Raw genomic sequence first — 13,916 nt, 5'->3', positions numbered from 1 at the left:
AAATTTTGTTCGCAGAACCTACCATTCTGTAGTAAGGATGGCAACCTTATTTAAGTTATAATTCATAGGTTGGTATCATGATTCCGCGTTACTCCCGTCCCGAAATGGCTGCTATCTGGCAGCCGGAAAACCGCTTCCGTATCTGGTTCGAGATCGAGGCGCATGCCTGCGATGCTTTGGCGATTCAGGGGGTGATTCCGAAATCGGCTGCGGAGACCATCTGGAAAAAGGGTAAATTCGATGTGGCGCGGATCGACGAGATTGAACGCGTAACAAAGCATGACGTGATCGCGTTCCTGACGAACGTTGCGGAATATGTCGGCGAAGATGCGCGATTCATGCATCAGGGGATGACGAGTTCAGACGTATTGGATACCTGCCTTGCCGTGCAGCTCAAGGAAGCAGCGGATCTGCTGCTTGCGGATCTCGATAAATTGCTCGCTGTGCTCAAGCGCCGTGCGTACGAAACCAAAGACATGGTGTGCGTGGGCCGCAGCCATGGTATTCATGCGGAACCGACGACATTCGGTATCAAGCTTGCGCGGTTCTATGCTGAGTTCGCGCGTTGCCGCGAGCGCCTTGTTGCTGCACGCGCGGATATAGCAACCTGCGCTATTTCCGGTGCTGTGGGCACGTTTGCCAATATCGCACCGTTCGTGGAAGAATATGTAGCGCAAAAGCTTGGATTGGCTGTGGAACCGGTTTCCAGTCAGGTGATTCCGCGTGACCGCCATGCGGCGTTCTTCTCCACGCTTGCTGTGATTGCGGGCTCGGTCGAAAATATAGCCGTGGAAATCCGTCATGCGCAGCGTACGGAAGTGCTGGAAGCGGAAGAATATTTCTCCAAAGGGCAGAAGGGCAGCTCTGCCATGCCACATAAGCGCAATCCGGTGCTTTCGGAGAATCTTTGCGGTCTGGCGCGCATGGTGCGTGCTTATGCATTGCCTGCGCTCGAGAACGTGGCGCTGTGGCATGAACGCGATATTTCCCATTCTTCCGTAGAGCGTATGATCGGCCCGGATGCGACCGTGACGCTTGATTTCGCGCTCGCCCGTGTCACTGACATGATGGATAAGCTGATCGTTTATCCGGAGAATATGCAGAAGAACATGAACAAGCTTGGCGGGCTGATTTTCTCCCAGCGCGTGCTGCTGGCGCTGACGCAAGCCGGGGTATCGCGCGAAGGCGCTTATGCACTTGTGCAGCGTAATGCGATGAAGGTATGGGAGCAGGGCAAGGACTTCCTGACCGAGCTGCTGGCCGATAAGGAAGTGACCGATGCGTTGAAGCCTGAGGATATCAAGGCATTGTTCAATCTTGACTACCACACCAAACATGTGGATACGATTTTCAATAGGGTGTTTGCAGGCAACGGCAAATAGCGGAGAAGGGGGAAGCCAGTAGGCTGAACCCTTCAGTCGCCGAAGGCGTTAGGCTCATTGCAAAAGTCAGCAGGCTTTTGTAGGAGCAATTTAAATAATTAACTTACTAAAGGACTTTAAATATGGATATCAGCAAAATTCCGACAGGCAAAAACCCGCCGCATGACATCAATGTGGTGATTGAAATTCCGCAGGGCGGGCTGCCGGTGAAATATGAGATCGACAAGGATTCCGGCGCATTGTTCGTCGACCGTTTCCTGCAGACGTCGATGATTTATCCTGCGAATTACGGTTTTGTGCCGCATACGCTTTCCGGTGACGGTGATCCGTGCGACGTGCTTGTCGTTACGAACATTCCGGTGCTGGCAGGCTCAGTCGTTCGTGCAAGGCCGATCGGCGCGCTGCTGATGGAAGACGAATCCGGTCAGGATGAAAAAATCATTGCTGTACCGGTGGATAAGCTTGGCGCGTTCTATTCGAATGTGAAGTCCTATAAAGACCTGCCGCAGATTCTGTGCGATCAGATTGCCCACTTCTTTGAACATTACAAGGATCTGGAAAAGGGCAAGTGGGTAAAAGTGCTGAAATGGGTGGATGCGGAAGAAGCCGCAAAGCTCATCCAGGAAGGTATGACGCGTACCGGTAAAGCGGCAGCTTAATTCTATAGCTGCCTTACGAGCATGATAAAGGCGGGGGAGAAGCTGATATGCGCTGCCTCCGCCGCTGTCGCGCTATAATAGATTTCCACGCGCGGTTTGGAGATGATGCCGATGATGCATTGCTCCATTGCCACGCAATTCAAATTTGTCGATATCGTCAGGACTCCTGCTTTGAGAGCGGTCTTTCCGGCAGTTCTTATTGCCGTTTCCGACATGCCATCGGTTAGAAAGGCTACCCGGGCTCCGGCAAGCTGAGTGGCATCATTGCTTGCAACCAGACCTGCAGTCACTTCAACACCGCCGGGAATTCCTATTCCTTTATCCATATCGTCTTTAATAGTTTGTGCGTCTGCTTTGGATAAAGGATTGGACTCATCGAACAGCACGGCTACTTTTATGACTCCTGTTGGCCGTTCATTGACCAGCAGCCATGTTTTTAACCCTGTGGAAATATCAAGTTGGTCTGTCGCTAAGGCTGGCTGGCACAACAGGCTGGCGCTCATGCAAATTGCTGGCGCTATAGTTTTTATCAGGCGTTTTCCTATATTAATGAAGCGTGCTTGCAAAACGACGTCCGTGTTACTTATGATATCGCTTTTTTATTTGTATCTCTCCCTTGTATGTAATTCAAGGTTGATATCGGCTAATATTAAATTGTTCGGATTTGATACGTGCTGTTATTACGCCGAGAACTTTTGCGCATAACCTTTGCCGATGACAGCATGTTTGCCGAAGTGGTTGTTTTCGGCCGGAACACCTTTGCGTATACAAGCTAATGCTAAAGGGTGCAAAGCCGCAGGGGTTGCAAGTATGGAAAACTCTGTGCCGATTGCGGTTTCCGGAAAACGAGGCGGATTGCCTTCCGCATTTGTAACAGTAAGGCCAGCGCCTTGCAGGATCGGTATAAGAGCCGCGACGTCATGATAGGCAAGATCAGCTTCGTAAATGATATGGGTATTGTTGCCCAACAGGCGCATGAAGCCGATGCAGTTCTGATCCGTAATGCAGGATTCGGTTGCTTCCATAAGTGCCTGGAATCCTCCCCATTTCTGTGCGGTGTTAAACATTACCTGTGGAACGGTGCACAGAAGTGTTGTTTCCTTCAGCGTTATGGCGGCTTCGGTAGTGTGCACAGGCTTACCGTTATTGGTAGCGATACCGCTATGGCCGATCCAGATGTCGCCTATGCGTAATTCGCCAGCTGCCGGTATGAGCTGAACGACAATTCCCACTATGGCTGTCTCGCCCCGGACAATACCTGCGGTAATTCCGAATGCGGGAGTTGGCGCAGGGTAGGGAAGGCCGAATGCGTCAGCGAGCGCGCAGCGGATCATAGCACTGGTGCCGTCTACAGGATCGAAAACCCAGCGTGTATCGCTGCCGGGCGTAAAGCCATGTTCTTCACCCACTACCGCATGGTCAGGAAATTGTTTTCGCACTGCTTCCGTCATGTGCCGTTCTGCAATCTTTTCCGCTGCGGTGACAAGTTCCTTATTATCCTTGCGTAGCGCGGCCATCTCAGGGCCTTCTGCGGAAAGCGCCGAGTCTATCCCGGATTCCTTCACGGCGTTTTCGAGTGAATGATCGTTGCGAAATCTGGCTACGAGCTCAGCGTAACCCTGTACTAACACAGGCACTGCCAATGTCAGCACGATTTCCCGACCGAACTCTGCGAGTGCGCTATTGTCCTCTTCTTTGAAGACCGTCATTGGATAATGATTTCCCGGAACAGAACGTCATTGACCTTGTTGGGATAGATGATCTTGTTGATGCGCAGCAGCAATTCCTCGCGCAGACGGTAAAGACCGGCAGAGCCTGCAATATCACCCGCACGCAATTCACGTAAGTACGTGTTGAAGCTGTCGGTAATGCGGGGCATACGGCTGTCGATGGCGTCGTTGTCGCCTTCCGTCGGCACTTCGAGCGTCACTTCCATTTTGATAAAGCTGGTCTGCTTGCCGCCCGTATTCAGGTTCACGAGGAATTCCGGCAGATTGTAATATTGTACGTCATCACCTTCATGGCCGGGCACAGGACCGGGAGTCCATTCGCCCAGATTCTGTTTCACCGCTTTCACGCTCGAACCGCTGCTTCCGTGAGCACCTTCTTCGCCTTCTTTATGATGTTTTTTGGCTTTCTTATTCAGCGTTTCTGTCTTGGTGGGCTTTAATATGCCGCTGAAATAGACTCCCGAACCGACCGCGCCAAGAAAGACTACTGCGGCGACGGCAATCAATATAATCTTTTTCTTTTTTTTCTTTTTCGCTTCGGCTTCTTGCTCTTCTGAGTTTTCCTGGCCTTCTTCCGCACCTTCCTGGTCTTTTTCTTTCTCGTCTTCGTCTTTGTCTTTCTTATCCGCCATGGCCATACCTATTTTTTGTTGCCGACAAATTGCTGCAATTCTTTGATAATGTGCTTCTTTACTTCTTCATATTCGGATGGTTTGAGTTTATAGCGGTCCGCCAGTTCTTTCTTTTCCGCTTCCGAAAGGGAAAATGAGACCATTACCTCGTCATTTACCGCTTCCGGCAGGTCGATCACTTTGCGGATCAGTGCTGCCAGGGAGATGTTATTCTGCTGCGCTTCCCGAATTACTTTCCCGGCAAGCGTACTTTCCAGTGCAATAAAGTCACCTTCCGGTTTGGCATCAATCCTGGGTGATTCCTTTACAGGTTCCTGCATGGCGGGTGTCTGAACGGTCGGGAGGGATTCGCCACTGATCGAAATGACGTCCGCGGAGGATTTCTTTTCCCACCTCTCCGGTAGCTCGAAAGCTTTGGTTTTCTGGAAGTCATCGTCAAGAAGAGACAACTGTGCCGAATCACCGGATGGGCGCGTAATGGCGCCGATATCCGTGGCGGGGCGATAGACGGTAGAATAAACGATGAGTGTGCCGTCTTCATATTTTTCCGCTTCCAGTGCGTGTTCGTTGTCGTCGTCCACGAGCAGGGCATATTCAAAATGGCGTGCGGGGTGAGCATTGTAAGGTTTTTTCAGTTCGCGGTAGTCCCCATCCAGCACTGAGCCATGGGATAGTATGGCCAGTCTGTAGCTCGGAGCAACCCAGCTTTGCTGCATGCCCATGACGCGCAGGCTGGTATTGACGATATCGCCTTCATTCATGGTGAACCACTGTTCGGGCTGCTTGGACAGGAACAGCATGGGAAAGAGCCTGGATTCAATTTTCTGTGACAGTGACAGATACATATTGTCCGAATCCGTATCCCTGGCGGCAATCAGGTTGATCTCGCTATTTTCATCCGTGAGCGTGTAGGCGAGAAAGGTATCGTCGCCGAACATGTAGCTCTGAACGGCTTTCACTTCCATGCGGCAGCCGCTGATATTGCGCTGGGGGATAAACCCGAAGCCCACCGTGCAACCCGGTTTAAGGCTGGAAAGCCCGGCCCTGTCTTCGGCTGTGTCGGTCTCCCTGCGTAATATTTTCATTAATCCGAACATAAAGGTCAGTATCCTGCTCAGTCCCACAAAAATCAAGCGCGCTATTTTCTGCTATAACGACCGTGGGGTCAATATATTAATTCCTGATTACCGTTATTACGGTTTTTTGTCCATAAGCTGTACAAGTACATCCAGCGAATTTGCGATTTGCGCCTGGTCGCGCTCAAGAAGTCTGTTTAAATTGTCGCGCAGTCTGTTGTGCAGTAGGTGCGGAGATGAAATCATGAACTCACGCCCCTCATTCGTTACTTCGACAAAGACAGCGCGCCGGTCCGTGCTATCACGCATGCGTTTGACGAACCCTTTTTTCTCCAGCCTGTCTATGATGCCAACGGTCGTGCTGGGAGTAAGATGGATGGTGCTGGCAAGAGAAGAAACCGTCATGGCTCCCTTATCGGTCAGCGTATCCAGGCAGATGATCTGCGGCATGGTTACATCGTGATTTGCCAGTAGCTGCCTGGAGTGTGCATCCAGTTTCTGGGTGAGTTGCCGCAAAGCGCGCACGATGCGTTTTTCATAGTCAGGCTTTTGCGTGACCGTTGTCTTATTAACAGGCATAGGTGTGTTCCGTTTTTCCGCTATCGTATCAAATGCAGATATTGTTTACCAAATGATTATTCAACCTACTATTGTATGCAGCCCTCTGCAAGAGGGCGATGACGGGTTTCTGCGGAATAAGATTCATAATGCTGAGATATAAGGATTTTGTAGCTGCAGAATTTGTGTCATTTTTCTTGCATTATTTTATACAAATAATATTACTGCATTATTATTTCTGTACGAATTAATTACATACAGATCTAATTCCCCTTGTTTACCCAAGAGGAAGACCCATTATTTATTATGAGGATATATATGAAAAAGACGTTACTGACCGCAGCCTGCGTTGCCGCTTTCATTGCTTCCGGAGCCTGTGCCGCTGAAACCACCAAAGCCCCGAAGCAGGACATTCATGCCAAGGCGACCGTTGCAGCTACTGCAGCAGGCAAAAACACTGCCGATAAGAAAGACGCTAAAGTCACTGTGAACACGGCAGCCAATAAAACCGATAAAGATAAAACCGTGAAAAAGAACTAACCCCCAGGTTCTTTCGTGGTTGGAAGGCAGGCTTCGGCCTGCCTTTTTTATTACTGGTCCAATCCCAGCGTTTCCCAGCTTTGCTCCATATGGCGGGGCAAGGGGGCTGTGACATCGATAAGTCCGGGAATCACAATGCGCCGTGCATGCAGATGGAGTTTACGTGAAAGCTCCATGCCGTCGATAAAGGCTTCGCGCGCACCGTATTTACCGTCACCCAAAATCGGATGGCCGATGGCGCTCATATGGACGCGCAGCTGGTGCGTGCGGCCGGTGACGGGCATCAGTTCTACCCAGGATAATGTCTTGCCGAGGCGTTCCAGCACGCGGTAATAGGTAATGGCGCGTTTGCCGTCCTCCTCGTCAATATTGACTTTCTCTATATCGCCGTCTTCCTGCTTGGCGAGAGGCAGGTCGATCTTGCCCTGCGGAATTTCCGGTGCGCCTTTGATCAGCGCCCAGTAAATCTTTTCCGCTTCCTTGCGGGCGAAAGCATGCATGAGTTTCGTTGCGGCTTTTGCCGAACGCGCCAGCACCAGCACACCGCTTGTATCGCGGTCGAGACGATGCACGAGCTTCGGACGTTCCTTGGCATCAAAACGTAATGCATCCAGCATACCGTCCACGCTACGCGTGATCTTACTGCCGCCCTGTACCGCCAGTCCCGGCGGTTTGTTGATGACGATGATATCCGCATCTTTATACAGGACTGCATCCTGCAGCATCTTTGCATCTTCAGGGGTAGTTTTTTGTGGTTTAGGAGTAGATTTTTCTTCCTTTGCTACGGGAGGAGTAGCCAGAAAGCGTATCGTAATCGTCTGTCCTTGCTGCACGCGGTCGGACGCTTTTGCTTTTTTGCCTTCCAGCCTTATATCGCCTTTGCGCAGCGCTTTTTCCAACATGCCGTGCGGGACGTCAGGGCGGTGACGCTTGAACCAGCGATCGAGTCTGATATCGCCATCGGCTTCTTCTACGGTATATTGATTCACGGTAGTGTCCTTATTAAATAGAGACCGCCCAGCAGCCCGACCAGCGACAGCAGAACGGATGCAACGATATAGATGGCCATGGAGCCGATACGGCCTTCTTCCATCAGTGTGATAGCGTCGAGCGAGAAACTGGAGAATGTGGTGTAGCCACCCAATACGCCGACCGCCAGGAATAGTCTGATATCGGAAGCATTAGCGGGTAGGGCGCGCGCCAGCCAGCCGATTAAAAGTCCCATGGCGAGCGAGCCGCTGATATTCACAATGAGCGTAGAATAGGGGAAATCGTTTCCCATCCTGTGGCCGATCAGGTTCATCATCAGGAAGCGTATGACAGCACCTGTGGCGCCGCCCGCCGCAACATATAGAAGGTTCATCGTTAATCCGCTTTAAGCAATTATGGCGGGGGCAGTGTAACAGCCCCCGTCTCAAAGTCCAGTTTTCCAGTGTGATTTAAGCGGCGATCACGTTCTTGAATTCGGATTTTAGTGCGTCCACAAGGTCCAGCTTTTCCCAGGAGAAACCGCCATCTGCTTCCGGCGCGCGGCCGAAATGCCCGTAAGCGGCGGTGCGCGTGTAGATCGGACGGTTCAGGTTAAGATGTTTGCGGATGCCACGCGGCGAAAGGTCCATCAGGCCCTGCAGTACTTTTTCCAGCTTGTCTTCATCCACTTTCCCGCCTTCGGTTCCGACATAGAATGAGATGGGCTTGGAAACGCCAATTGCATAGGAGAGCTGGATCGTGCAACGTTCAGCGAGGCCTGCCGCGACGACGTTTTTAGCGAGGTAACGTGCCGCGTAAGCTGCGGAGCGGTCCACCTTCGTGGGGTCTTTGCCAGAGAATGCGCCGCCGCCATGGGGGGCTGCACCGCCATATGTATCCACGATGATCTTGCGGCCGGTGAGGCCTGCGTCGCCATCCGGACCGCCGATGATAAACTGGCCGGTAGGGTTGACATAGAACTGCTCTTCATCGCACATCCAGCCTTCCGGCAGTGACTGAAGTACATAAGGACGAACGATTTCGCGTACGTCTTTCTGTGAGATACCTGCTGCATGCTGCGTGGAGACGACTACCGAAGCGGCGCGTACTGGCTTGCCGTTTTCATAAACCAGCGTGACCTGGCTCTTGGCGTCCGGACGCAGATTCTGCTCCTTGCCGCTGTGGCGGGCTTCCGCCATCAGGCGCAGGATCTTGCTTGCATGGCAAATAGGAGCTGGCATCAGCTCCGGTGTTTCATTGCAGGCAAAGCCGAACATAATACCCTGGTCGCCAGCGCCTTCGTCCTTATTTTCGCCTGCGTCAACGCCCATGGCGATGTCCGCTGACTGGCGATGCAATAAGACTTCGATATTCGCATCTTCCCAATGGAACCCGTCCTGCATATATCCGATGCGCTTGATCTGTTCGCGAGCGATCTGACCGACCATATCATAGCTGATGGAATCTGCGCCGCGTACTTCCCCCGCGATCACCACACGGTTCGTGGTGGCCAGTGTTTCGACAGCCACGCGCGCTTCCGGGTTAACTCCCAGATAGGCATCCACAATTGCATCCGAAATCTGGTCGCAAACTTTGTCAGGGTGACCTTCCGATACGGATTCACTGGTGAATAAATAATGCTTGCGCCCGCTGATGTTCAGTTGTGACACGGGTATTCCTTTCAAAGTGACTTCGAGCAGGGAGTGGCGCACTAAACGCTACACTTAGACCTTTTTGGAAAGTATTAAGCCTTCCGTGGCGGCAAGTGAACCAAATCCCCACAAATATAGTGCTAATCTAGAGCGAATTTATAGCAGGTCAAGCTATTCCTTGTCTGCGGCAGGATTCTGTGTGGGGATAACGACTTCATTGCGGGAAGCGTCACCGAGCACGCGGCGGACTTGCTCGTCCAGCATGTCGAGGTCCAGCGATCCGGAGTTCATGGCTTTCACGCGGCGATCCATTTCGGCATTTTTGGTCTGTACCTCTTTCAATTCCGCCCTCAGGATCTCCAGCTTGCGATTTTCTTTGAGTAAGGCATAGAGACCACGTTCGCCGCTAAACAGATGAAACACAAGGTAAAATACGCCGAACGCGAGCAGAAGCGGGCCGCCCATTTTATCCGGGCGCCTCCAGCTATTCATGCGAGCAGCTTTTACCATGGTTGCGTTTCTCATTCGTGGTTACAGAATTCGTTATGTTCGTGGTGGTGGTGATGATGGTCGAATACGCCGTTGCGCTTCGCTTTCTCAAGCTTCTTGATGATCATGTCGCGTTTCAGGCGCGAGATATGATCAACGAAAGTGATGCCGTTCGTATGGTCAATCTCGTGCTGGATGCAGGTGGCGAGCAAGCCGTCCGTCTTCAGTTCCTGCGGATTACCGTTTTCATCCAGGTAGGCAACCGTGATTTCCTTGGGGCGCACGACTTCCGAATACTGGTCGGGGAAGGAGAGGCAGCCTTCATTGTAGGTAGTTTCTTCGTCGGAATCTGCGGTGATTTCCGCGTTGATGAGTTTAAGCGGCTTACGGGAAGCGGCATCGTCATCACGCCAATTCACGTCGATCACGATCAGTTTCTTCAATACTCCGACCTGTACGCCTGCAAGGCCGATGCCGCCTGCGCGATACATCGTATCCAGCATATCGTTGAGCGTTGCACGCACGGTATCGTCCACGACTTCCACGCGGGCGGATTTCTGCTTAAGCGTCGGATCGGGCGCAACAATTATCGGTAACACGGCCATGGTCTTCTTCCAAAAACTTCCTGAGATTTACTCCCGCCAGTCTGTCATAAAATGAAGCGAGTTTCAACGGTTTATAAGGCGTGAGCCTCTTTTTGCCTATGCAATATTTATAAAAACTATCCGCATCCCGTCTTGACGCTAATAGGTGCTCCTCGTTATGGTTGCCACCCTTATTTATATTTCTAGTTTAAGTTGATGAAACATCGTTACGAAGTCCTGGATTGCGTGCGTGGCGTGGCGGCGCTAATTGTGGTGCTGAATCATTTTTACAATGTAATTCCGGCACTTCCCGAGCATAACTGGCTGTGCGACTATACGCCCGTCTATTATCTGATTGCGGGACGGATGTCCGTCATTGTGTTTTTCGTGCTCAGTGGTTTTGTGCTGGCACTGCCGTATCTTTCGCCGCAGCCGCCCGGATATGTAAACTATATCACGCGCCGTTTCTGCCGTATTTACCTGCCGTTTGCCGTAGCGATCGCCCTTGCTTATACGCTGTGGCATGCAGTGGCGGCTACGTATCCGGAATTCGCACCCAAGGGTGATGACTGGTCGCATCCAGTGTCGAAAGGTTCACTGCTGGCCCATTTCCTGATGACTGGGACAGCGGGGGGTAACGACCTAAATCCCCCCATCTGGAGTCTCATTATCGAGATGCGCATCTCGATAATTTTTCCGCTATTAATGCTGCTGGTGCGTTATGCGCGCGGATATGCTGTGCTGCTGGCATGCTGCTTCGGATTTGCGGCGGCGAAAGTATTTTCCTATCTGGATGGCGGCCATAACTTCTATATGGCTGAGAGTGCAGCAGGAGCGGTATTCCTCACGCTTTATTATGTGCAGTTCTTTGTACTAGGCATTACACTTGCCGTCTATAAAGATCAACTTCAGGCACTCCTGCGCTCGCTGCCGCGTTTCGCGCATGTGTTAGCAATTTTGCTGATCCTGTTCGTACCGCGTGCATGGATCGATATTCATTACACCATTGCGGAAGCTTGGCGCGGGGTGGTGGCGGCCTATATTATTCTTTCCTGCCTGACCTTTGCAACGCCGCAGCGTTGGCTTTCTATCGCCCCTGCACGCTGGCTCGGTAAAGTATCCTACAGCCTCTATCTTATTCACCTGCCGGTGCTGCTGACGATATTATACGGTCTTCATGAAAGTCTTTCCCTATCTGTGCGCCTGCTGATTGCATTCCCGCTGGCGTTCGTTGCTGCAGCGGTGATGCACGCGTTTGTGGAACGGCCTTCGATTGCGCTAGGCAGGATGTTTAAGAAAAAGCCTGCTGCTGTGGTGCAGACTATTTAAGTGTCATGCCAGCGCAAGCTGGCATCCAGTGATCGTCTCCCACAAATCATTTCAATCCGGATTGGCCTTTTCGATCAGTGCCAGTTTCCATTGCCTCTTCCACGCTTTGATCTGCTTCTCGCGTGTAATTGCGGAATAAATATCGTTTGTCTGTTCATGCCAGACCAGCATTTTAATACCGTATTGCTTTGTGAAGCCTTCGATCTCTCCGGTTCTATGCTGATGCACGCGCCTGACCAGATCGGAAGTCACTCCGGTGTAGAGTGTTCCGTTGCGTTTGCTGGCCATGATGTATACGTAATAGGTGTTCATAGTTTCGGTCGATTGCTTGCTATAGGTCACTGTCATACTCGGGCTTGACCCGAGTATCCAGCCGGAATCGAAGCTGGATGCCAGCCTTCGCTGGCATGACAAGAATTAAACAAGATCGAAATCATACATTAGTGCATCATAAACATTGCGAGTGCTCTTTTCGCAATAATAGCTTGAAAGATTAGCAGTTTTATTACCAAATATACTTTCTTTGCCAGCTAGAAACATTTTGTTTTCTTTACCGAATATCCAAGATGCTTTTTTATTAATGCGATTATAATCACCAAAATTGGTGAACAGTATAGATTTCCCCTCTTTATGATACAGGCTGTCATAAAGATCGAGTAAGGAGTTATTATATTCATCAAAGCCATATCCTAAAATACAAACATTTTTTGCTTTTCGTATTGCCGCTTTTGCGGCCAATATCTCATCAGTATTCTGGTTTTTTTCATCTTGAGCAATAAGCCTTAGGCTTTTAGATGCTCTATAGGCGGCATCTATTATCTTTTTTGCCTTGTTATAGCGTTCTTGTATCTCGGATATATTTATCCCGTAACCCATTTGCGCTATTTGAAAATTATCTAATGCTTCTGTTGCGGTGAAATCTATATGGGAGGTTTTACTTATTTTACCATACACATGTATAATTCGTGGCTTTATAGGTGGAGGAGGAGACAAGAACTCGGTAATATCCTCTAGTGTAAGTCTTTCAACTGCTTTTAATCCTTTCTCCAGAGCATATTCTAGTGAAGTATCATAATTAAAAGTTATAAATGTAACACTATTCTCACATAAGTTCTTACTAGAGTGACAATTAAGCAGTAACTTATGGATGATAAACCTGTACCAATTGTCATTTATCTCCTTTCTTTCAGAAATGTCTTTTCTATTTATGTTACCTGTTGAACGTTGAGATAGGGTATGGCGTTCAAGTAGCACCATTGCAATAATTAGTTTTCCGATATTCCCAAGACTGGGATTATGCCATAGGAAGTGATCAATCACTAAGGTGTCTATTTCCTGTATTTTTCTTACAAATTCTTTGGCCTCTTTGTAGGCATTATTCCATGCATCAGGCAATTCAGAACATTTTTCTAAAACATATTGGGAGACTTCTTCGTTACGGATCTGACCTGGCTCTAAAGAGTTCATAGATTTCTGGAAATAATCTTTTAGAAGAATACCTTTTCTGAGAGCTTCTTTAATCAATTCTTCTCCTGTGGGATAGCCATAATGCCAACTCGCACCAGCGCCTAGAATAAAAACGGTTTCTTCATTGAACATATCGCACCTCAACAATTAGGTGCTCAATGTAGAAGTTTTATTGTTGTTTCACAATGGGGCTCTTGTCATGCCAGCGAAGGCTGGCATCCAGTAATGGTCTGGCATATTCTCTAGGACTTATGTAAATTGCTTGGCTGGATGCCAGCCTTCGCTGGCATGACAAATTTTTATGTAAATTTACTGACAAGACGCACAATAGTATTCCAGTTCCTTGTAGTGGCGGGGACATTCAGCTGTTTTTCCAGGAATGCATTAGGACTGCCGGGGGTATTGCCGATCTTATGGCATATGCTCAGCACATCTGCGTTATGGATATGCAGCACTTGGACATCCTTGCGTTTGGATTCAAAAGGCGGTTTCGGCAATGTTGCGGGATTTGCGGGAAGAAAAGAAGCGCAGCATGCATAGACGCTTTTCGGATCAATAGACGCGAATGGATCGGTGGCGACCAGTTCCGCCAAATATTTAACCGAGCGGATATAGGCTGGTTCATGAAGATTGCATACATCGTTCAGGAGTGCGCATGCTTTTTCAAGAATACGCTGTGCCTTTGCTTCCGAGGATGCAGTGAATACCAGAGTGCCGTTGGTCAGGAACGAAGCGGCACTGCCTGCGCCTGCATCAAGGAATGCTTTTTCAAATTGCGGACGGGTAGGGCTGTTCTTGCGCCCCAGATTCACATTACGGAAGAAAGCAGCGTATTGCATGGCTTCTGTC

General features: G+C 50.0%; 17 protein-coding genes. 4 read left to right on the top strand and 13 right to left on the bottom strand.

Going from position 1 to position 13,916, the window contains the following annotated elements:
• Positions 1 to 77 precede the first annotated feature (77 nt).
• Together purB and ppa are read left to right on the top strand one after the other, a co-directional pair.
• Positions 78 to 1,382, top strand: coding sequence for an adenylosuccinate lyase (purB, locus tag VFT64_12040; GenBank protein HEU5048560.1), 1,305 nt, complete (start codon positions 78 to 80; stop codon positions 1,380 to 1,382).
• A 122-nt stretch (positions 1,383 to 1,504) separates the two neighbouring features.
• On the top strand, positions 1,505 to 2,041 hold the full coding sequence (ppa, locus tag VFT64_12035) for an inorganic diphosphatase (GenBank protein HEU5048559.1): 537 nt from the start codon (positions 1,505 to 1,507) through the stop codon (positions 2,039 to 2,041).
• 2 nt (positions 2,042 to 2,043) lie between these two features.
• On the opposite strand, the gene VFT64_12030 is transcribed toward ppa, so the two are convergent.
• The 5 genes from VFT64_12030 to VFT64_12010 form a co-directional block, all read right to left on the bottom strand.
• Positions 2,044 to 2,544, bottom strand: coding sequence for a hypothetical protein (locus tag VFT64_12030; GenBank protein HEU5048558.1), 501 nt, complete (start codon positions 2,542 to 2,544; stop codon positions 2,044 to 2,046).
• 177 nt (positions 2,545 to 2,721) lie between these two features.
• Entirely contained in the window at positions 2,722 to 3,750 is a 1,029-nt protein-coding gene (locus tag VFT64_12025; protein HEU5048557.1) for an inositol monophosphatase family protein, read from the bottom strand.
• Complete coding sequence (locus tag VFT64_12020; protein ID HEU5048556.1) at positions 3,747 to 4,403, bottom strand: flagellar basal body-associated FliL family protein; 657 nt, start codon at positions 4,401 to 4,403, stop codon at positions 3,747 to 3,749. Before VFT64_12020 ends, VFT64_12025 begins: the two co-directional genes overlap by 4 nt.
• A gap of 8 nt (positions 4,404 to 4,411) precedes the next feature.
• On the bottom strand, positions 4,412 to 5,500 hold the full coding sequence (locus tag VFT64_12015) for a hypothetical protein (protein ID HEU5048555.1): 1,089 nt from the start codon (positions 5,498 to 5,500) through the stop codon (positions 4,412 to 4,414).
• A 96-nt stretch (positions 5,501 to 5,596) separates the two neighbouring features.
• On the bottom strand, positions 5,597 to 6,058 hold the full coding sequence (locus VFT64_12010) for a MarR family transcriptional regulator (protein HEU5048554.1): 462 nt from the start codon (positions 6,056 to 6,058) through the stop codon (positions 5,597 to 5,599).
• Between the two features lie 297 nt (positions 6,059 to 6,355).
• Between VFT64_12010 and VFT64_12005 the strand changes: the two genes are divergently transcribed.
• A complete protein-coding gene (locus tag VFT64_12005; GenBank protein HEU5048553.1) occupies positions 6,356 to 6,577 on the top strand; it encodes a hypothetical protein in 222 nt (73 codons plus the stop codon).
• A gap of 50 nt (positions 6,578 to 6,627) precedes the next feature.
• Here VFT64_12005 and VFT64_12000 read toward each other — a convergent pair whose 3' ends face one another.
• From VFT64_12000 to def, 5 genes are all read right to left on the bottom strand, one after another.
• Complete coding sequence (locus tag VFT64_12000; GenBank protein ID HEU5048552.1) at positions 6,628 to 7,566, bottom strand: RluA family pseudouridine synthase; 939 nt, start codon at positions 7,564 to 7,566, stop codon at positions 6,628 to 6,630.
• A complete protein-coding gene (crcB, locus tag VFT64_11995; GenBank protein HEU5048551.1) occupies positions 7,563 to 7,940 on the bottom strand; it encodes a fluoride efflux transporter CrcB in 378 nt (125 codons plus the stop codon). The genes VFT64_12000 and crcB overlap by 4 nt, the downstream gene beginning before the upstream one ends.
• 76 nt (positions 7,941 to 8,016) lie before the next feature.
• A complete protein-coding gene (gene metK / locus VFT64_11990; protein ID HEU5048550.1) occupies positions 8,017 to 9,201 on the bottom strand; it encodes a methionine adenosyltransferase in 1,185 nt (394 codons plus the stop codon).
• A 168-nt stretch (positions 9,202 to 9,369) separates the two neighbouring features.
• Positions 9,370 to 9,723 (bottom strand): septum formation initiator family protein, encoded by a 354-nt coding sequence (locus VFT64_11985; GenBank protein HEU5048549.1) that lies wholly within the window; start codon positions 9,721 to 9,723, stop codon positions 9,370 to 9,372.
• Positions 9,720 to 10,292 (bottom strand): peptide deformylase, encoded by a 573-nt coding sequence (gene def, locus VFT64_11980; protein ID HEU5048548.1) that lies wholly within the window; start codon positions 10,290 to 10,292, stop codon positions 9,720 to 9,722. The genes VFT64_11985 and def overlap by 4 nt, the downstream gene beginning before the upstream one ends.
• Before the next feature lie 195 nt (positions 10,293 to 10,487).
• On the opposite strand from def, the gene VFT64_11975 reads away from it, so the two are divergent.
• Entirely contained in the window at positions 10,488 to 11,600 is a 1,113-nt protein-coding gene (locus tag VFT64_11975) for an acyltransferase (GenBank protein ID HEU5048547.1), read from the top strand.
• 51 nt (positions 11,601 to 11,651) lie between these two features.
• Here VFT64_11975 and VFT64_11970 read toward each other — a convergent pair whose 3' ends face one another.
• From VFT64_11970 to VFT64_11960, 3 genes are all read right to left on the bottom strand, one after another.
• Positions 11,652 to 11,948: a GIY-YIG nuclease family protein gene (locus VFT64_11970; protein ID HEU5048546.1), complete on the bottom strand. Its 297-nt coding sequence runs from the start codon at positions 11,946 to 11,948 to the stop codon at positions 11,652 to 11,654.
• A 69-nt stretch (positions 11,949 to 12,017) separates the two neighbouring features.
• On the bottom strand, positions 12,018 to 13,199 hold the full coding sequence (locus VFT64_11965; protein ID HEU5048545.1) for an SIR2 family protein: 1,182 nt from the start codon (positions 13,197 to 13,199) through the stop codon (positions 12,018 to 12,020).
• 167 nt (positions 13,200 to 13,366) lie between these two features.
• Positions 13,367 to 13,906: a DUF1697 domain-containing protein gene (locus tag VFT64_11960; GenBank protein ID HEU5048544.1), complete on the bottom strand. Its 540-nt coding sequence runs from the start codon at positions 13,904 to 13,906 to the stop codon at positions 13,367 to 13,369.
• Positions 13,907 to 13,916: the final 10 nt, after the last annotated feature.

The organism is Rickettsiales bacterium (genome assembly GCA_035765535.1).
GTDB lineage: Bacteria > Pseudomonadota > Alphaproteobacteria > Rickettsiales > JABCZZ01 > JABCZZ01.
The sequence above is the reverse complement of the archived record's forward strand: the minus strand, read 5'-3'. Positions and strand labels throughout refer to the sequence as shown.

Coding starts and splice junctions, on each gene's coding strand:
- crcB (HEU5048551.1), bottom strand. CDS start 7,940: ATGAACCTTCTATATGTTGCGGCGGGCGGCGCCACAGGTGCTGTCATA.
- VFT64_12030 (HEU5048558.1), bottom strand. CDS start 2,544: ATGAGCGCCAGCCTGTTGTGCCAGCCAGCCTTAGCGACAGACCAACTT.
- VFT64_11975 (HEU5048547.1), top strand. CDS start 10,488: ATGAAACATCGTTACGAAGTCCTGGATTGCGTGCGTGGCGTGGCGGCG.
- VFT64_12025 (HEU5048557.1), bottom strand. CDS start 3,750: ATGACGGTCTTCAAAGAAGAGGACAATAGCGCACTCGCAGAGTTCGGT.
- VFT64_12010 (HEU5048554.1), bottom strand. CDS start 6,058: ATGCCTGTTAATAAGACAACGGTCACGCAAAAGCCTGACTATGAAAAA.
- VFT64_12015 (HEU5048555.1), bottom strand. CDS start 5,500: ATGTTCGGATTAATGAAAATATTACGCAGGGAGACCGACACAGCCGAA.
- purB (HEU5048560.1), top strand. CDS start 78: ATGATTCCGCGTTACTCCCGTCCCGAAATGGCTGCTATCTGGCAGCCG.
- def (HEU5048548.1), bottom strand. CDS start 10,292: ATGGCCGTGTTACCGATAATTGTTGCGCCCGATCCGACGCTTAAGCAG.
- VFT64_11970 (HEU5048546.1), bottom strand. CDS start 11,948: ATGACAGTGACCTATAGCAAGCAATCGACCGAAACTATGAACACCTAT.
- VFT64_11965 (HEU5048545.1), bottom strand. CDS start 13,199: ATGTTCAATGAAGAAACCGTTTTTATTCTAGGCGCTGGTGCGAGTTGG.
- VFT64_12020 (HEU5048556.1), bottom strand. CDS start 4,403: ATGGCGGATAAGAAAGACAAAGACGAAGACGAGAAAGAAAAAGACCAG.
- VFT64_11960 (HEU5048544.1), bottom strand. CDS start 13,906: ATGCAATACGCTGCTTTCTTCCGTAATGTGAATCTGGGGCGCAAGAAC.
- ppa (HEU5048559.1), top strand. CDS start 1,505: ATGGATATCAGCAAAATTCCGACAGGCAAAAACCCGCCGCATGACATC.
- VFT64_11985 (HEU5048549.1), bottom strand. CDS start 9,723: ATGAGAAACGCAACCATGGTAAAAGCTGCTCGCATGAATAGCTGGAGG.
- VFT64_12005 (HEU5048553.1), top strand. CDS start 6,356: ATGAAAAAGACGTTACTGACCGCAGCCTGCGTTGCCGCTTTCATTGCT.